Raw genomic sequence first — 17,258 nt, 5'->3', positions numbered from 1 at the left:
CTCAGCCGGCGTTCGCGGCGGCCAGCTCCGACTGGAAGGTCGCCAGGTCGGACGCCCCCGAGGTGAACTTGCTCGTCGCGTCGGTGATCGCCGTCAGCGTCGCCACCGGGACGGCCGCCCCGTGTGCCAGGGAGGACACGATGGTGTCGCTCTTGAAGGCTTCCGCCGCGGCCTGCTGGTACTCGCCGAAGGTCGACATGTCGACGTCCGTGCGGGCGGGGATGGAGCCCTTGGCCTTGTTGAACGCCTCCTGCCCCTCGGCCGAGCCGACCGTCTCCAGCCACGCGTTCGCCCCGTCGGGGTGCGGCGCGCCCACCGGCAGCGTGAACGAGTCGGCAAGGAAGTCGAACACGCCGTCCGTGCCCGGCACGGCGTAGGCGGAGTAGTCGGTGCCGAGCTCCTGCTTCTGCTCCTCGTACGACGCCTCCGCCCAGTCGCCCATCACGGTGAACGCGGCCTTGCCGTCGATGACGAGCTGCTGCGACTCCGGCCAGTCCAGGCCGTCGCGGTCGGTGTTGGTGTAGCCCATGAGCGTCTGGAAGTCCTCCAGGGCCGCCTTGACCTCGGGGCCCTCCCAGTCGGTCGAGCCGTCCCACAGCCCGGAGTAGCCCTCGGCGCCCAGGTCGGCCAGCAGCACGGTCTCGAGCAGGTGCACCTGCGTCCACGCCTGCGCGACGGCGAGCGGCGTGACGCCCGCCTTCTTCAGCGTCTCCATGTCGTCCATCCAGGACGAGAGGTCGTCGTACGTGGCGTCGGGGTCGAGGCCGGCGTCGGTGAGCACCTGCCGGTTGGTCCACACCACGTTGGCGCGGTGGATGTTCGACGGGATCGAGTAGATCTCGCCGTCCTCGGCGGTGAGCCGGTCCATGAGGTCGGCCGGGAACGCGTCGGTGAGCCCGAACTCGTCGTACAGGTCGGTGACCGGCTCGATCTGCGCGGCGTCGATATAGTCCTGCAGCTCCGCGCCCGCGTGGGCCTGGAACGTGTCCGGCGGGTCCTGCGCCTGCAGGCGGGTCTGCAGCAGGTCCTTCGCCTGCGAGCCCGCGCCGCCGGCCACGGCCCCGTTGATGAACGTCACGTCCGGGTGCTGCTCGTCGAACACCGCGACCAGCGCGTCGAGGCCGGCCTTCTCGGACCCGGCGGCCCACCAGGTGAAGACCTCCACCTCGTCGCTGCCGCCGGTGGCTCCGCCTTCGGTCTCGGGTTCGTCGCCGCCACCGCCGCACGCCGCCAGTGCCAGCGCCATGACGGCCGCGGCTGCCGCGACCATCGACGTCCTGGGAGATCCTCGCATCTGCCTCACCCCTACGCCCTCGGGCCGGCGGGGTCGGTGCGCGCGTTCGCGTCGCCGGCCTGGCGCGTCCCTGCGCCCCGGTCTCGCTCTCATCGCACGGCGGCGCGGTCACGGTGTCAAGGCGTCGCGGGAACCTTCGCCCGAATCGTGACCGGAAGTCACCCGCCGGGCCCTTTCCGACGCGTCGCTGTCGTCGAAGCTCGCGCGGTCGGGGGGCAGGTACGGTCCAGGACATGCTCACGGCTCCCGACCTGCGGATCTGCTTCGCCGGCGACTCGTACGTCGCCGGCACCGGGGACCCGGCCTGTCTGGGGTGGGTCGGTCGGGTGACGGCCGCCGCGGTCGATCGTGGCCACCGGCTCACTGCCTACAACCTCGGTGTGCGCGGCGAGACGTCGTGCCAGGTGGCCGACCGGCTCGGCCGCGAGCTCGCCCCGCGACTGTCGGCGGGCGACGACCACCGGGTCGTCCTGGCGTTCGGGGTGAACGACACGGTGCTGGTCGACGGCCGGGTGCGCGTCCCGCCCACGGCGTCGACCGAGGCCTTGCTCCGCGCCGTCGACGCGGCACGCCCGGCGCGAGTGCTCGTCGTCGGGCCTCCTGCCGTCGACGACGAGGCGCAGAACGGGCGTCTGCACAGCCTGGGAGAGTTCTTCGCCGCGGCGTGCGCCGACCAGGGCGTCCCGTACGTCGACACGTTCGACGCCACCGTGGCGGACTCCACCTGGCGGCGCGAGGTGCGCGAGGGGGACGGGTTCCACCCGGGGACGGCGGGGTACGCCGCTCTGGCGGGGGTCGTCGAGGCCCCGTTCCTCGCCTGGTTGGCGACCACGTAGCGGTTCCTTCTCGTCCCGGGCCAGGGACGGGAAGGAACCGCGACGTCGTCAGTCCCGCGAGAGCACCAGCGCGGCGCTGTGCCCGCCGAAGCCGAAGGCGTCGACAAGCGCGTGCCGCGCCGTCGTCGTCCGCGCCTCGGTGACGACGTCGAGGTCGACGTGCGGGTCGGGGTCGTCGAGGTTGATGGTGGGTGGGACGACGCCGTCGCGCATCGCCAGCAGCGCGACGAGCGCGCCCAGGGCTCCGGACGCACCGAGCAGGTGCCCGGTCGACGCCTTCGTGGCCGTCACGGGCGGCGGGCTGCCGAGGGCGCTGCGCAGCGCCGCGGCCTCGTTCACGTCGCCCTGGGGGGTGGACGTCGCGTGCGCGTGCACCAGCCCGACGTCGGCCGGGTCCAGCCCGGCGCTCCGGAGCGCGAGCGTGATGGTCCGGGCCTGGTTCACCGGGTCGCCGCCGACGATGTCGTGCGCGTCGGACGTGAGCGCGGCCCCGCCCACCGCGCCGAGCACGGCGGCGCCGCGGGCACGGGCATGCTCCTCGGCCTCGAGCACGAGGAGGGCCGCGCCCTCGCCCATGACGAACCCGTCGCGGCCGACGTCGAACGGCCGCGACGCCCGCAACGGCTCGTCGTTGCGGGTCGACAGGGCGCGGACGCGCGCGAACCCCGTGAGGGAGAGCGGCACGATGCTCGCCTCGACGCCCCCGCACACGACGACGTCGGCGTCGCCGGCGCGGATCAGGTCACGGCCCTGCAGGATCGCCTCCGCACCGGCGGCGCACGCGCTCACCGGGGCGCGGGCGCCGGCCTTGGCCTGCAGGGCGAGCGAGAGCCACGCCGCCGGGCCGTTCGCCATCGCCATCGTGATGGTGTGCGGGGACACCCGGCGGTAGCCGGCCGTCACCAGGGTGTCCTGCATGGCGACGGTCGTCGCGATGCCGCCGTGGGCGGTGCCCACGATCACCGCGAGCCGGGTGGGATCCACGTCGGGCGTGCCGGCCGACGCCCAGGCCTCCCGGCCCGCGACCAGCGCGAGCTGCTCGGCCCGGTCCCGGGCCTTCTGCTCCGGCACGCTCAGCCCCGCGGCGAACGCGTCGTCGGCCCGCGCGGCGATGCGCACCGGCAGCGTGCCCGCCCACTCCTCCGTGATCACGTCCGCGCCGTTCGCCCCGGCGAGGAGGCTCGCCCATGTCTCGTCGACCGTGCCGCCGACAGGGGTGATCGCCCCCGCGCCCGTGACCACCGTTCGTCGCACCCGCATGCTCCTCGTCAGTCCGGCTGCCCCCTGCATCCGCACCGTGCGAGACCTCGTTGCGGGCAACTCTGCCCTGCCCGCCCGCGCGTCGCCCATGCACGTCGTGCCTCGGCGCGGTTCCATGGGTGGTGGCCGGGCCCTGCGCGACGAGGCGAGGGGGCGGCGCGGACGATCAGGTGCGAGGCCGATCCGGGAGGTCGCGATGAGCCAGACGATCGATCAGGGCGGGGCGAGCGGGGTCGGCGACGACGTTCCCGACCACGGCCTCAAGCGGGTGATGGGGCGCAAGCTGCTGCTGCTCTTCATCGTCGGGGACATCCTCGGCACCGGTGTCTACGCCCTCACGGGGCAGGTCGCCGGCGAGGTCGGCGGTGCCGCCTGGGCACCGTTCCTCATCGCGTTCGTCGTGGCGACGCTGACCGCCTTCTCGTACCTGGAGCTGGTCACCAAGTACCCGCAGGCCGCCGGTGCCGCGCTCTACACGCACAAGGCGTTCGGTATCCACTTCGTCACGTTCATCATCGCGTTCATGGTGATGTGCTCCGGCATCACCTCGGCGTCGACGGCGTCCAACGCGTTCGCGGGCTTCCTCAACGACGGCTTCGGGCTCGGCCTCGAGGCCGGCGGGGCCGGGATGCTCCTGATCGCGCTCGGCTTCATGACCCTGGTGGCGCTGGTGAACTTCCGGGGCGTCGGCGAGAGCGTCAAGGCGAACGTGGTGCTGACCCTCGTCGAGCTCTCCGGGCTGCTCATGGTGATCTTCGTGGGCTTCTGGGGCATGACGCAGGGCCGGGCGGACTTCTCCCGCGTCGTCGTGTTCGAGAGCGCGGACGACAAGAGCGTGTTCCTTGCGGTCACCGCCGCGACGACGCTCGCGTTCTTCGCGATGGTGGGCTTCGAGGACTCCGTGAACATGGCCGAGGAGTGCCGCGACCCGGTGAAGGACTTCCCGCGCACCATGCTCACGGGCCTGTCGATCACCGGGCTCATCTACGTGCTCGTCGCGATCGCCGCCGTCGCCCTCGTGCCGGTCGGCAACCTCACCGACGAGTCCAAGGGCTCCGCCCTCACGCAGGTCGTGGCCGCCGGCGCACCGGGGATGCCGTTCGACACGATCTTCCCGTTCATCGGCATGTTCGCCGTGGCGAACTCGGCCCTGATCAACATGCTCATGGCGTCCCGGCTGCTGTACGGGCTGGCCAACCAGGGCGTGCTGCCGCGCGGCTTCGGCAAGGTGCACCCCACCCGCAAGACCCCGTGGGTGTCGATCATCGTCACCACGCTCATCTCCTACGGGCTCATCACCTACGTGGTCCGCGCGAGCGGCACGGAGGCGGGCTCGAACGCGATCAGCCTGCTCGGCGGCACCACGTCGCTGCTGCTGCTCACCGTGTTCGCCGTGGTCAACGTGGCGCTGCTGGTGCTGCGCAAGAAGCCCGTGCAGCACCAGCACTTCCGCACCAAGGCGTGGGTCGCTGCGCTCGCGGCGGTGATCTGCGCGTTCCTCGCCGGGCCGTGGGCGCGCAGCGCGGAGCAGCAGGAGCAGTACGTCATCGCGGGCGGCCTCCTCGCCGTCGGCCTGGTGCTGTCGTTCATCACCTGGCTGTACAACCGCACCGTGCGGCACCGGCAGATCCACTTCGAGCACGTCGAGGACCTCGACGAGGACAAGCCGCAGGCGGGCTTCCCCAAGCGGTGAGGCATCCGTCATCCGTCGTCCGGCGCATCGCGAGGTGCATCGCCAGGTGCGCCGAACGCCTCGGGGCGGCCGACGTCGGCGCGACTGCCGTTGACACCGGGCGACGGCTCCGGGGGGACGTCATAGGTCCGCCCGGTCGGTGAGGTCCAGGTGAGCGTGCCATCCGGATCGAGCCGGCTGCGCCATGACGACTGGTGCTTGAGCACGTGATGGTGCCGGCACAGATGCGTCAGGTTGTCCGCGACGGTTCGCCCGCCGTCGACCCACGCGACCACGTGGTCGACGTCGCACCGCGCGGCGGCGCGCGTGCATCCCGGGAACCGGCAGACGCCGTCGCGCGCCCGGAGGAACGCGCGCAGCGCCGCGGGGACGGAGTACGTGCCGGGATCGGTGGTGAGCACGCGGCTGTCGACCGGGTCGACCAGCAGCCGCCGCAGCGACGGCGCCGCGGCCGCCAGCGTCGACGCGGTCGCCGCGTCCACGGGGCCGTGGCCGTCGAGATCGGCTGCCGCGTCGGAGCGCCCCAGCAGCGACAGCACCGGCACCGTCACCCTGACCGTCGGCGTGATGCGGCGCGCGATCTCGGCCAGGTCCGGTACGGAGCCCTGGCCATCGGTGCCGCTGCCGGCGCCCGCGAGCAGCAGGTCAGCCACCCCGTCCGCACGGAGCTGCGCGAGCGTGCGGGAGTCCCCGGCCTCCTTCGCTTGCCTTCCCGCGCGGGTGAGGCGGTCGTAGGCGGCGTGGGCGACGTGAGCGGGAAGGTGGGCGGTGAGCCAGGCCATGCCGTCGGCGCCGGGGTCGACGTAGATTGCCCGCGACTCCGCGGCCCGGCGATGCCGCTCGGCGAGCGTCTCGGGGTGGGCGAGGTCTCGGGCACGACGGAGGTGTCGTCGGAGCTGGGGCACCGTGCACGTCGTGGCGCGGGGGAGCACGGCAGCCTCGACCCGGGCGCGCGCGTCAGGGTCCGGGAGGTCGGCCAGGGTGTCCGCGACGGCGGTGGCGTGCGCCAGCGTGAGGCGTCCGTGCCACAGGGCGTCGAGGGTGCCGCGCCCCGCCTCGCCGGGGCCGACCGCCAGGGTGCGGGCCGTGTCGAGGAGATGGGCGGCCGCCTGTTCGGTGAGGTGCAGCGCCGTCGCGAGGTCCGCGGTGAAGGCGCGCCGGGCGAGGTCGCGACGGCGCGTGGCGCCCGCTCGGCTCAGCTCGACGTCGTCGTCGGCGAGAAGCGCGGACTCCGCGCGCTCCGCCAAGGCGCGGGCACGTTCCGCGGCGACGAGCTTGCGCGCCTCGAGCGCGTCGACCTGCCGCTGGATCTCGACGACCTCGTCGATCGCGGCCGAGACACGGGCGAGCGACGGCCCCGCCGGGGGCGGCTCGTGGACTCGTGGCGCGGCAGCAACGGCATCGAACATGTGTTCGACCCTAGCGTCGTCCCAGTGCCGCGACAAGGGTGTGGACAACGACCTGTGGACAACCGTCCGCGCAGGTCAGGCGGCCACGAGCGCGGCGTCGAACGCCTCCAGCAGCACGTCGTTGAACAGGACGAAGCGGACCTCGTCGAGGGCGGCGGGGTTCTCGTCGTCCCACGACCGGACGGCGGCCACGGCGGCGCGTGCGACGTCGTCGGCCGCCCAGCCGTAGACGCCGGCGCTCACGGCGGGGAACGCGACGGTCCGCGCGCGCAGGTCGGCCGCGACGTCGAGCGACCGGGCGAAGCACGAGGCGAGCAGGCCGGGGTCGGTCTCGCCCGCGTGCCGGTTCGGGCCGACGGTATGGATCACCCACGGCGCGGGCAGGTCGAAGCCGGGCGTGGCGACGGCGTCGCCGACGGGCAGGCCGTCGGGGAGGGTCGTGCGGCGCAGCTCGCGGCACGCCGCCAGCAGGCGCGGGCCGGCGGCGGCATGGATGGCGCCGTCGACCCCGCCGCCGCCCAGCAGCGACGAGTTCGCGGCGTTGACGATCGCGTCCGCGGCGACCGTGGTGAGGTCGCCGCGTTCGACGGTGAGCTCCATGGTTCCTCCCGGCGGTGTCGGGCGGAGGTCAGGCCGTGCGCATGGCCTTGTCCTCGTCGGGCATGAGGATCCACAGCACGATGTAGGCGAGCACCTGCGGGCCGGGGATGAGGATCGACACCACGGACAGGACGCGGACGAGTCCGCGGCTCCAGCCGAGGTAGTCGGCGAGACCCGCGCAGACGCCGCCGAGCACGCGGCCGTGCTTGGGCCGGAACAGCTTGCGCTTCGCGGCGGGGGCGGGCTGGACGTACGGGGTCGAGGTCGGAGTGGTCATGCGTCGACGGTACGAGCGGCGTCGCGGGCTCGGTATCGGGTGCTCCCCCCGTTCGACCCTGAGGAACCCTGACCGGGGCCCGTCCGTGCGACATGCCAGCACGCCGACAGGGCGGGCTCGCCCTCGAAATCGGTGACATCCCGGATACCGGCAGGATTCCGTGACCGGCAACCTGGGCCCGTGAACCCCAGAACCTTCGCGCGCACCTGGCTCGGCTGCCTGGTCGGGTGCCTCCCTCTCCTCGTCCTGCTGCTCGTGCCACAGCTGATGCGCAGCCGTGCCGGGAGCGAACAGCTGCTCATGATCGGCACCGGTCTGCTCCTGGTCCTGCTGACGGCGGCGTTCGTGCTCGCGCCCGTCATGGCCGCGTGGTCCGCTCCGGTTCGTGGGGCCTGGGAGCCGCGCACCGCGCTCCGTGCCACCGCGGTCGCGTGGCGACGTCGCAGGGGCGGCGCAACGATCGCGCTCCTTGGCGGGATCGCGATCTATGCGGGGGGTCAGGCCCTCGGATACTGGATCGGCTCCGCGGTGCCGTACGTCAGCGACAACCCCGAGCACCTCACCGATCCGAGCCAGCCCCTGTGGGTCATCCACTACCCGGCCTATGTGCTGCAGGCGGTCGTGCTCTACCTCGCCACGACGCTCGCAGTCGCGGTCTACGGCTGGCGGATGCGCTCGCTGAGCCTGCAGCGCGCCGCGATGATCCCGGCTGCACCGACGAGCTAGGTGCTCCTGCTGATGCTCACCGAGCCTTTCCCTGTGGTTCGCGACGCGGCGACCGGCGCCGGCTCAGGCCGTCAGGCCGCGACGGCGGCCGCGACGCGGCGCTGCGACGCCCGGGCGAAGGCGGGCCAGCGGTCCCAGTAGTACGGCAGCGCGATGACGCTCTCCACCAGCGTCCAGCCGCGCCCGCGCTCCCAGGCGCCGTCGTCGAGGTCGCCGCCGGGCGCGGCGCCGGCAGCCTCGCGGAACGCGTCGCGGTCGCGGCCGGAGAACAGCCACCACGCGGGCGGCAGGTCGGCCGCCGGATCGCCCACGCCGAGGGCGCCCCAGTCGATGACGGCGCTGAGCCGGCCGCCTTCGACGACGAGGTTGCCGGGCATGAGGTCGCCGTGCAGCCAGGTGCCCGGCACCGGGTCGGTGGCGGCCTCCAGGGCCCGGTCCCACGCCTTGAGGACCGCGGGCCCGTCGACGCGGTCGCCCGCGTCCGCGGTGGCGCGGCGGACGTCGTCGTCCAGGCGGGCGAGCGGCACCCCGCGGCCCGTGCCGTCCTTGACCGGGCCGTCCGCCGCGTCGACGCCGCGCAGCGCCGTGACGAACGCGCCGAGGTCGAGGGCGGCGCGCGCCCGGTCCAGGTTCGGCTCGGCACCCGGCTCGAGCGGGTCGACGGCCGCGGCGCCCGGCACCCACGGCACCACCGACCAGTGGAACGGGTAGTCGTCGTCCGGCTCGCCCACCGCGAGCGGGGCCGGGACCGTCAGCGGCACGTGCGGGGCCAGACGCGGGAGCCAGCGGGCGTCGGCGAGCGCGTGCTCACCGGCCCACCCGACCTTCGGCATCCGCGCCACGAGGCCGTCGCCGTCGTCGCCGAGCCGGAACAGCAGATGGTCGGTGCCGGACTCCCGCACCGGCGTCACTGCCAGCGACGCCCACCGTGGGTGCTGCGCCGCGACCAGGCGGCGGACGTCGTCGGCGGTGACGGGGACCTCGTCGTCATGCAGTGGCATGGCCTCGACCGTAGGCGCGCCGGAGCACCGCGGCCAGGTAATACTCCCAGGGTGCGACGAACCAGGGTGCGAGGAGCGACGACGGTGCTGACGGCCGCGCTGGCGCTCGCGGCGGCGTCGTCCTGCGCGCCCGGGCCGGCGGCGTCGTCGCCCGTGCCCGCGACGAGCCCCGCACCGGTCGTGCTGCCGCCCACGAGCGGCGCCTTCGACTACCAGCTCGGCGGCGGCTACGACGAGATGGAGGGCGGGACGGCGATCGACGTCGTCGTGCGCGACGCCACCGCCGACCCGCTGCCCGGCGCGTACAACGTCTGCTACGTCAACGGCTTCCAGACCCAGCCCGGCGAGGACGAGCTGTGGGCCGAGCACGAGGACCTGCTGCTGCACGACGCGGACGGCGAGCTCGTCGTCGACCCGGACTGGCCGGACGAGCTCGTGCTCGACCCGTCGTCCGAGGACCAGCGCACCGGGATCCTCGAGGTGCTAGGCCCGGTCGTGGAGGGGTGTGCGGACGCCGGCTTCGACGCCGTGGAGCTCGACAACCTCGACACGTGGACGCGGTTCGACGCGATCGACGAGGCGGGCGCGCACGCCCTCGCCCGCGCATACGTGGACCTGGCCCACGGGTCCGGGCTCGCCGTCGCGCAGAAGAACGCCGCCGAGATCACGCAGGTCGCGCACGACGACCTCGGCTTCGACCTCGCCGTCACCGAGGAGTGCGCCGCCTGGTCCGAGTGCGCCGCCTACACCGACGTGTACGGCGACCACGTGCTGCAGATCGAGTACCCGGACGCCCTCGACGAGGCGGGCCTGACCTTCGACGACGTGTGTGCCCTCGACGACCGCGCGCCCCTGACGATCCTGCGCGACCGGGACCTCGTCGCCGCCGGCGAGGACGGGTACGTCTACGAGGCGTGCTGACGTCGCGGCTGCGACGGTCGTGGGAGCTCGGCACGCGGACGATCAGGCCGCGCTTCTCGAGCCGGTCCAGCCGGCCCGTCATCGTCCCCGTCGTCATCAGCAGGGCGCGGGCGAGGCTGGTGGGGGAGAGGCGGAGCGGCTCGCTCGCTGCTGACCGAGAAGCAGGAGGCGCCGACCCGCGCCACCGCCTCGGGCGCAGCTCTCCAGGGTCTTCCAGAAGCCGTTGACCTGGCGCTATGCTCCCGCTCGGCGAGCGTGCGGCATCGCTCTCGGACGTCGCTGTCCGGGTTCCGTCGGAGGCTGGGAGCACGATGCAGCAACGCGGCGTGGCGCGCGGGCGCCTGACGAGAATGATGCGGACGCTGCGTCCGGTGTGGGTCGGCGCGGCCGCCCTGGCGGTCGGGACGGCCGGGCTCGGCCCCGCGGCAGCCACCACGGGTGAGGCGGACCTGCCCGCGCCGTCCGTGCTGTCGGTGAACGGCGAGGAGTGCGGCGCCGAGCCGCTGGTCACGACGCTCTCGAGCGAGTCGTATTACACGGTCCGGCTCGACTTCGCGTTCGACGACGCCGAGGTGACGACCGCACGCGTCGAGGTGGTCGAGCAGGACGGCGACGTCCGGATGAACGCCACGCAGGTCGAGGTGCGCGACGGGCGGGGCCGCGTCGGCCTCGCCCGCGGTCTCTACGGGATCGTGGAGGGTGAGCGGTACACGTACCGGGTGCGCGCCGTGACGTCGGAAGGACCGTCAGGCCAGCCCGTGGAGTGTGCCTTCTCCTTGCGCATCGGGCCTCGCTGGCCCGACGTCGTCCCGGTCCTGGGCCAGGAGGCGCTCTACCCGCTGTCCACGGGCGGCGGCGGTGTGGGGATCCCCGGTGCGTTCGTGGCCGTGCCTCGGGTGCCGGGAGACGCGGTCGCCTTCGAGTACGGCTTCACCGACGTGGACGGCACCCTGCCGACCGAGCTGACGCGGATCCAGGCGGGTGCCGACGGTGCGGCCGAGATCCCCGTCGTGCCGACGGCACCGGGAACGCACTTCCTCATGGTGGTGGGCGTCGATGCCGACGACGTGCGAGGGGCCTGGGAGACACGGAGGTTCCAGGTCACCGCGGGCAGCGCGGTCAGGCCAGCACCCGCGATGACCCTCACGGAGCCCGCGGACACCTTGCCGGCGGACGGTCGAGTCCCCGTCGACATCAGTCTCTCGGCCGACCTCGAACGTGGGGACGGGGAACCTTTCCCGATGGGCGAGGCGGTCGTCCGGTCGTCGGCCGGGGCCGAGCTCGCGCGCACCACGTTCGACGCGACATCGGAGCGCGTGCTGCTCGACGAGGCGGCCCTCGGGACGGGATTCCGCGAGCTGCAGGTGGAGTACCGGCAGTTCGCCGGGGCCACCCCGGTCGTCACGACCGCGCGCATCTGCGGCGGGTCGTGCTCGTTCAGTGGCGGCAAGGTCTCCGTCGCCTCCGAGTCCGGCAGCAAGGTCACCCTGGCCACCGACCTGACGGCCAAGGTGTCCGGGTTCTCGCCCGCGCCGGCGTCGTACACGTACCAGTGGCTGCGGGACGGCAAGGACCTCAAGGGAGCGACGAAGAAGGACTACCTGAGCGTCCCGACCGACCAGGGGCACAGACTCGCTGTGAAGGTCACTGCTCGCGGTGAGCGGATGACCGCGCGCTCCGTGACCTCGTCATCCGTTCTGGTGGGAGACCGGGACGAGATGCACGCCAACTACGGCGTGAAGTTCACCAAGTTCGGCTGGCAGAGCCGGTTCAGCTACCAGAACTTCTCCGACGGCCAGACCGCCGGGAACGCCGGCGGGGGGTACACGGTCGAGATGCTGTCGGCCTCGCCGGGCTCCCGTGCGTACTCGACGAGCACCGGACCCACCGAGAGCTCCGCGATGTGGTTCGAGATGCAGGGCTACGTCCAGGGCCGCGGCTGGTCGGGGCAGAAGTCCCAGAAGACGGACTGGGTGTACTACGTCGGCAGCATCGGCGAGAAGCGCAGGCTCGAGGCGATCCGGATCGACACGGCAGGGCCGGTCTCGCCGTATTACGACGTGTTCTACCGGGTGTACGTCCCCGGTCGCGGCTGGCTGGGCTGGGCGACGAACGGCGGCACGTCGGGCACGATCGGCTACGGCAGCCGCATCGAGGCGGTGCAGATCAAGGTGCTGCGGCACGGGAAGAAGCCCTCGGCGTCCGGGTCGGGCAACGCGCCGTCCTACTCGCGGTCGACGCAGAAGCAGGTGCGCGTCGAGCCGTTCACGCAGCCGTCGAAGACGTGGTGGTCAGCCGCGGGCGGCGGCACGACAGCCGGCTGGGCGAGGACGGTGGGCGCGCCGAGGCGGCTCAACGCCGTCCGCGTCGACGTCGACGGCCGCTACTCCGGCGGCGTGCAGGTCTCCGCGAAGGTCAAGGGCGACGGGTGGCGGGCGTACGTGGGCAACGACCGGACGGCAGGGGCGACCCGCCTCGACCGACCGACGTCGGCCTACCGCATGCGACTCACCGGGGGCATGGCGACGCACTACCGCGTCTACTACCGCACCTACGTCCAGGGCGTGGGCTGGCTCGGGTGGGCGCACGACGGCGCCGCGTCCGGCACGGCGTCGTACGCCAAGCGGCCGACGGCGGTCCAGGTGCTCCTGGTGCCGAAGGGCGAGGCCGCGCCGCGCAGCGGCTACGGGAGGTCCGCCTACCGGCGCTGACGCGGGGTCAGGGCAGGGTCACCAGCCGTTCGGGCTGAGCACCTTGCGGATCCGCTTCTCGCTGACGGCGCCGTCGGTGCCGAGCTGCTGCGCGAACAGCGACACGCGCAGCTCCTCGATCAGCCAGCGCACGTCGGCGAGCTCCGCCGCCCGGGCCGGGTCGGCGGGACCGGCGGCGTAGGCGGCGCGGGCCTTGTCGTAGGCCTCGGTGACGTCGTGCACGCGCCAGGCGAGCTCGGCGTCGCGGGCGGGGCTGGTCTGCGCCTTCTCCAGCCGGTACGACGCGGCGCGCAGGTAGCGCACCAGGTGCGGCACACGCCGCGGGGGCGTCTGGGCGGCGAAGCCGTCGTGGATCAGCCCGGCCACGTGGTCGCGGATGTCCTGCAGCGTGTTGAGCAGGGCGAGAGACGACGACGAGCGCACCTCGCCCTCGACGGTGCGCCAGGCGGCCAGGGCGGCGACGACGTGCCCGACGACCCGGTGCACCTCGTCCTCCAGGTGCCGGCGGACGAACTCGCGCGCCGCCGCGTACGCCTGCGCGTCACGGATCTGCACGACATCCGGGCCGCCCGTCGGGGTGCCCGGCGCCTTGTCGGCGTCGGGGCTGGTCAGCGCGATGACGGCGGCGAGCTGCAGGTCGGCGACCAGCGCCTCGGTGTTGCGGTACGGCGCGGCCGCGAGCGTCAGGGACTGCTTCGACGTCCACCGCGACGTGATGCGCCCCTGCTGCAGCGCGGTCTCCGACAGCAGCAGCCGCCGCACCCCGCGGGCGTGCGCGGCGTCCCGGCCGCTGGCGTCCGCGAGCACGCGCAGCGCCACCGTGGGCTTCCGCTTCGCGTCCTCCTCCTCGACCAGCGCCGGGTAGCCCTTGACGACCACACCGCCGCCCAGGTCGGTGGAGACCGCGTCCGGCAGCCGGCCGTCGGGCAGGCCCTCCGGCCACGTCGTGAGCGCGGTCTGTTCCGGCACGACGGAGCTCGCGCCGGGGGCGGGCGGGGCCGGCGCGGAGGGCGGCGTCGGCCGACCCGGCGCAGGCGCGGCCGGGGCGGGGGTTCCCGCCGAGCGTCGCGCCTCCTCGAGCGCGAGGCCGACGGCGCCCTTCACGGCCGCGCGGACGGCTGCCTCGGCCTGCGCCGCGAGGCGCCGCTGCAGGGACAGCAGGTCCTTGGACTCGTCGAGCGGTGCCGGGGTGGCCGCGCGCGGCTTGCGCTTGCGGCTCCGGTCGGAGCGCCGGGTGGTCTCGACAGGCTCGACCGTCGAGGTCCCCTCGACACGGAACGTCATGCGCAGGTGCGCGGGCAGCCGCTCGACGCGCTCGGCGTCCCACACGTCGTCGGGGATGACGACGTCGCGCAGGGCGCGCACCGCGCGCGTGAACGCGACGTGGAACGGCTCGGCCATGTCGCCGGCGCGGGTCATGTCCTCCCACGACGGCGTGTTCTCCCGCAGCCAGCCGGCGACGGCGCGGCCGACGTCCGGCGCGGGCACGAGCTGCACGCGCACGGCCTTGGGCAGCGACTTGATGGTCGCGACGCACAGCTCGTCGAGCAGGCCGGGCACCATCCAGTCGAAGCCCGCGGGGGCGACCCGGTTGAGGATCGACAGCGGGACGTGCACGGTGACGCCGTCGGCCGCGGCGCCCGGCTGGAACTGGTACGTCAGGGGCAGCGTGACCTCGCCCTGCGTCCAGGTCTCCGGGAACTCGGAGGTGTCGACGGCGCCGGTGTCGACGAGCTGGTCGAGCGTGAACGTCAGCAGGTCCGGGGCCTCGCGCTGCGCCGTCCTCCACCAGCGGTCGAAGTGGGCGGCGCTGACGACGTCGTCGGGCACGCGCTCGTCGTAGAAGGCGAAGAGGTCGTCCTCGGACGCGACGAGGCCGCGCTGCCGCGAGCGCGCCTCGAGCTCCTCGGCCTCGGCGAGCAGGCGCCGGTTCTCGGCGAAGAACGTGTGGTGGGTGGTCCACTGCCCCTCGACGAGCGCGTGCCGCACGAACATCTCGCGCGCCGCCTCGGGGTCCACCTTCGCGTAGAGCACGGGGCGGTCGGCCACGATCGGCACGCCGTACAGCAGCACCTTCTCCGTGGCCATCGCCGCGCCCTGCTTGGTGGACCAGTGCGGGTCGGAGTAGGTGTGCTTGGCCAGGGACCCGGCCAGCTCCTCTGCCCACTCGGGCTTGATCCGGGCGACGTCGCGCGCCCACAGGCGGGACGTCTCGACGAGCTCGCCGGCCATGATCCACTCCGGCGGCTTCTTGCTCAGCGGCGAGCCGGGGAAGATCGCGAACCGGGCGCCGCGCGCGCCCACGTACTCGTTGCGGGCGCGCTTGGCGGCCTGGCGCAGCGCGCGGGCGCGGGCCTCGCCGCGCAGGTGCGCCACCGACGACGCCTTGATCTCGCCCGTGTCCTGCATGCCGATCTGGCTCAGCAGCCCGGCCAGCAGCGACCGGTGGATGGTGTCGTCGTCCCACTGGTGGCGCAGGTCCACGGAGTTGTCAGAGCCAGGTGGCGCTATACCCTCACGTGGCTCTGACAACTCGGGGGTGCGGGGCTTGAACGACATGTCGATGCCGAGCGGCTTGGCCATCTCGCGCAGCTGCGCCACGACGTCCTGCCACTCGCGGATGCGCAGGAAGTTGAGGTACTCCGCCTTGCACAGGCGGCGGAACGCGGACGAGCCCATCTCGTGCTGCTGGCCGCGCACGTACTCCCACAGGTTCAGCGCCGTGAGGAAGTCCGACTTCTGGTCGGTGAACCGGGCGTGCAGCTGGTCCGCCTGCGCGCGGGTCTCGGCGGGGCGCTCGCGCGGGTCCTGGATGGACAGCAGCGCCGCGATGATCGCGACCTCGCGCGCGACGCCGCGCTTCGCGCCCTCGATGATCATGCGCGCCAGTCGCGGGTCCATCGGGAGCTGGGCGAGCGTGCGGCCGACGTCGGTGAGCCGCGTCGCGCCGTCCTTCGTCTCCAGCGCGCCCAGCTCGGACAGCAGCTGCACGCCGTCGCGCACGGCCCGCGTGTCCGGGGGCTCGACGAACGGGAAGCGGGACACGTCGTCGGGGGTCTTCACGACGCCGACGGAGATCATCTGCAGCAGCACGGACGCGAGCGACGTGCGCAGGATCTCCGGCTCGGTGAACTCCGGCCGCGCCTCGAAGTCGTCCTGCGAGTAGAGCCGGATCGCGACGCCGTCGGCCACGCGCCCCGACCGCCCGGAGCGCTGGTTGGCGCTCGCCTGGCTGATCGGCTCGATCGGCAGCCGCTGCACCTTGGTCGCCTTGGAGTAGCGCGAGATGCGGGCCGTGCCCGGGTCGACGACGTAGTGGATGCCCGGCACCGTCAGCGACGTCTCCGCGACATTGGTCGACAGCACGATCCGCCGACCCGGGTGGGACTGGAACACGCGGTGCTGCTCGGCCGCCGACAGCCGCGAGTACAGCGGCAGGATCTCGACGTGGTCGGGGCGCTTGGCGTCCCGCACGCGGTCCTTGAGGTGCCCCTCCAGCGCGTCGGCGGCGTCGTGGATCTCCCGCTCGCCGGACAGGAACACGAGGATGTCGCCGGAGCCCTCGCGCATCAGCTCGTCGCAGGCCTCGACGATGCCCGTGACCAGGTCCTTCTCCTCGCCCTTCTTCTTCGCGGGGGCGGCGGGGTCGGTGTCCGGGGACAGCGGGCGCCAGCGGATCTCGACCGGGTACGTGCGGCCGGTCACCTCGACGACGGGCGCGTGGTCGGGGAGCACGTCGACGACGGCCTCGGGCGCGCCGCCCACCTCGGCGAGGTGCGACGGCGAGAAGTGCGCGGCGAATCGCTCGGAGTCGATGGTCGCGGAGGTGATGATCACCTTGAGGTCCGGCCGGCGGGGCAGCAGCCGCGACAGGTAGCCGAGCAGGAAGTCGATGTTGAGCGACCGCTCGTGCGCCTCGTCGATGACGATCGTGTCGTAGGCGAGCAGGTCCGGGTCCCGCTGGATCTGGGCCAGCAGGATGCCGTCGGTCATGACCTTGACCAGCGTCTCCGACGACGACGTGTCGGTGAACCGCACCTGGTAGCCGACGACGCCGCCCAGCTCGGTGCCCAGCTCCTCCGCGACGCGCTCCGCGACGCTGCGGGCCGCGATGCGCCGGGGCTGCGTGTGCCCGATCTGGCCCTTCCGGCCGCGGCCGAGCTCGAGCAGGATCTTCGGCAGCTGGGTCGTCTTGCCCGAGCCCGTCTCGCCCGCGACGACGACGACCTGGTGGTCGCGGATCGCGGCGGCGATGTCCTCCCGGCGCGCCGAGACCGGCAGCTGCTCGGGGTAGACGATCGGCGGCACCTCGACGGCGGCGCGCAGCGCGGCGGCCTTCTCCAGCTGCTCGCGGCTGACCCGGCGGGGCCCGGAGCGCCGCACGGCGCCGCGCTTCCCGTCGCCGTTCGCGCGCCCCTGACCGGCGCCCTCACCTCGCCCGCGGCCCCGGCGGCGGGGACGACGCGCACCGCCGTCGTCCGACGACGACTGCGGTGCGGGGCTGGGCTCGGTGCTCACGACGTCCCATTC

12 protein-coding genes and 1 pseudogene are annotated in these 17,258 nt (G+C 73.5%); 5 read left to right on the top strand and 8 right to left on the bottom strand.

Going from position 1 to position 17,258, the window contains the following annotated elements; translation table 11 throughout:
* Nucleotide 1: 1 nt before the first annotated feature.
* On the bottom strand, nucleotides 2-1,294 hold the full coding sequence (locus B5Y66_RS21455; RefSeq protein ID WP_079576646.1) for an ABC transporter substrate-binding protein: 1,293 nt from the start codon (nucleotides 1,292-1,294) through the stop codon (nucleotides 2-4).
* 233 nt (nucleotides 1,295-1,527) lie between these two features.
* On the opposite strand from B5Y66_RS21455, the gene B5Y66_RS21450 reads away from it, so the two are divergent.
* Nucleotides 1,528-2,130, top strand: coding sequence for a DUF459 domain-containing protein (locus B5Y66_RS21450; protein ID WP_079576645.1), 603 nt, complete (start codon nucleotides 1,528-1,530; stop codon nucleotides 2,128-2,130).
* A gap of 48 nt (nucleotides 2,131-2,178) precedes the next feature.
* Here B5Y66_RS21450 and B5Y66_RS21445 read toward each other — a convergent pair whose 3' ends face one another.
* Nucleotides 2,179-3,384, bottom strand: coding sequence for a beta-ketoacyl-[acyl-carrier-protein] synthase family protein (locus B5Y66_RS21445; RefSeq protein ID WP_407656417.1), 1,206 nt, complete (start codon nucleotides 3,382-3,384; stop codon nucleotides 2,179-2,181).
* 202 nt (nucleotides 3,385-3,586) lie between these two features.
* Between B5Y66_RS21445 and B5Y66_RS21440 the strand changes: the two genes are divergently transcribed.
* Entirely contained in the window at nucleotides 3,587-5,083 is a 1,497-nt protein-coding gene (locus B5Y66_RS21440) for an APC family permease (RefSeq protein WP_079576643.1), read from the top strand.
* 8 nt (nucleotides 5,084-5,091) lie between these two features.
* On the opposite strand, the gene B5Y66_RS21435 is transcribed toward B5Y66_RS21440, so the two are convergent.
* The 3 genes from B5Y66_RS21435 to B5Y66_RS21425 form a co-directional block, all read right to left on the bottom strand.
* Entirely contained in the window at nucleotides 5,092-6,492 is a 1,401-nt protein-coding gene (locus tag B5Y66_RS21435) for an HNH endonuclease signature motif containing protein (RefSeq protein WP_079576642.1), read from the bottom strand.
* Nucleotides 6,493-6,567: 75 nt separating this feature from the next.
* Nucleotides 6,568-7,092 (bottom strand): O-acetyl-ADP-ribose deacetylase, encoded by a 525-nt coding sequence (locus B5Y66_RS21430; RefSeq protein ID WP_079576641.1) that lies wholly within the window; start codon nucleotides 7,090-7,092, stop codon nucleotides 6,568-6,570.
* Nucleotides 7,093-7,120: 28 nt separating this feature from the next.
* Entirely contained in the window at nucleotides 7,121-7,369 is a 249-nt protein-coding gene (locus tag B5Y66_RS21425) for a PspC domain-containing protein (RefSeq protein ID WP_079576640.1), read from the bottom strand.
* A 180-nt stretch (nucleotides 7,370-7,549) separates the two neighbouring features.
* Between B5Y66_RS21425 and B5Y66_RS21420 the strand changes: the two genes are divergently transcribed.
* Nucleotides 7,550-8,095: a hypothetical protein gene (locus tag B5Y66_RS21420; protein WP_079576639.1), complete on the top strand. Its 546-nt coding sequence runs from the start codon at nucleotides 7,550-7,552 to the stop codon at nucleotides 8,093-8,095.
* 71 nt (nucleotides 8,096-8,166) lie between these two features.
* On the opposite strand, the gene B5Y66_RS21415 is transcribed toward B5Y66_RS21420, so the two are convergent.
* Entirely contained in the window at nucleotides 8,167-9,096 is a 930-nt protein-coding gene (locus tag B5Y66_RS21415) for an aminoglycoside phosphotransferase family protein (RefSeq protein WP_079576638.1), read from the bottom strand.
* Between the two features lie 51 nt (nucleotides 9,097-9,147).
* Between B5Y66_RS21415 and B5Y66_RS21410 the strand changes: the two genes are divergently transcribed.
* Nucleotides 9,148-10,017 carry an endo alpha-1,4 polygalactosaminidase gene (locus B5Y66_RS21410; protein WP_245807276.1) on the top strand — a complete coding sequence of 290 codons (870 nt, stop codon included), beginning with the start codon at nucleotides 9,148-9,150 and terminating at the stop codon, nucleotides 10,015-10,017.
* A 19-nt stretch (nucleotides 10,018-10,036) separates the two neighbouring features.
* Here the strand turns inward: B5Y66_RS21410 and B5Y66_RS23305 are convergent.
* Nucleotides 10,037-10,327 (bottom strand): annotated as a pseudogene (locus B5Y66_RS23305) (MarR family transcriptional regulator); the annotation flags it as partial.
* A 43-nt stretch (nucleotides 10,328-10,370) separates the two neighbouring features.
* On the opposite strand from B5Y66_RS23305, the gene B5Y66_RS21400 reads away from it, so the two are divergent.
* Nucleotides 10,371-12,728 carry a hypothetical protein gene (locus B5Y66_RS21400; RefSeq protein WP_176168955.1) on the top strand — a complete coding sequence of 786 codons (2,358 nt, stop codon included), beginning with the start codon at nucleotides 10,371-10,373 and terminating at the stop codon, nucleotides 12,726-12,728.
* A gap of 18 nt (nucleotides 12,729-12,746) precedes the next feature.
* Here B5Y66_RS21400 and hrpA read toward each other — a convergent pair whose 3' ends face one another.
* Nucleotides 12,747-17,246, bottom strand: coding sequence for an ATP-dependent RNA helicase HrpA (gene hrpA, locus B5Y66_RS21395; RefSeq protein WP_079576635.1), 4,500 nt, complete (start codon nucleotides 17,244-17,246; stop codon nucleotides 12,747-12,749).
* Nucleotides 17,247-17,258 lie beyond the last annotated feature (12 nt).

This window comes from Krasilnikoviella flava (genome assembly GCF_900167525.1).
Lineage (GTDB): Bacteria > Actinomycetota > Actinomycetes > Actinomycetales > Cellulomonadaceae > Isoptericola > Isoptericola flavus.
Note: the sequence above shows the minus strand (reverse complement) of the source record. Positions and strands in the feature narration are given on the sequence as shown.

Coding starts and splice junctions, on each gene's coding strand:
- B5Y66_RS21450 (WP_079576645.1), top strand. CDS start 1,528: ATGCTCACGGCTCCCGACCTGCGGATCTGCTTCGCCGGCGACTCGTAC.
- B5Y66_RS21440 (WP_079576643.1), top strand. CDS start 3,587: ATGAGCCAGACGATCGATCAGGGCGGGGCGAGCGGGGTCGGCGACGAC.
- B5Y66_RS21430 (WP_079576641.1), bottom strand. CDS start 7,092: ATGGAGCTCACCGTCGAACGCGGCGACCTCACCACGGTCGCCGCGGAC.
- B5Y66_RS21400 (WP_176168955.1), top strand. CDS start 10,371: ATGCGGACGCTGCGTCCGGTGTGGGTCGGCGCGGCCGCCCTGGCGGTC.
- B5Y66_RS21435 (WP_079576642.1), bottom strand. CDS start 6,492: ATGTTCGATGCCGTTGCTGCCGCGCCACGAGTCCACGAGCCGCCCCCG.
- B5Y66_RS21425 (WP_079576640.1), bottom strand. CDS start 7,369: ATGACCACTCCGACCTCGACCCCGTACGTCCAGCCCGCCCCCGCCGCG.
- B5Y66_RS21415 (WP_079576638.1), bottom strand. CDS start 9,096: ATGCCACTGCATGACGACGAGGTCCCCGTCACCGCCGACGACGTCCGC.
- B5Y66_RS21455 (WP_079576646.1), bottom strand. CDS start 1,294: ATGCGAGGATCTCCCAGGACGTCGATGGTCGCGGCAGCCGCGGCCGTC.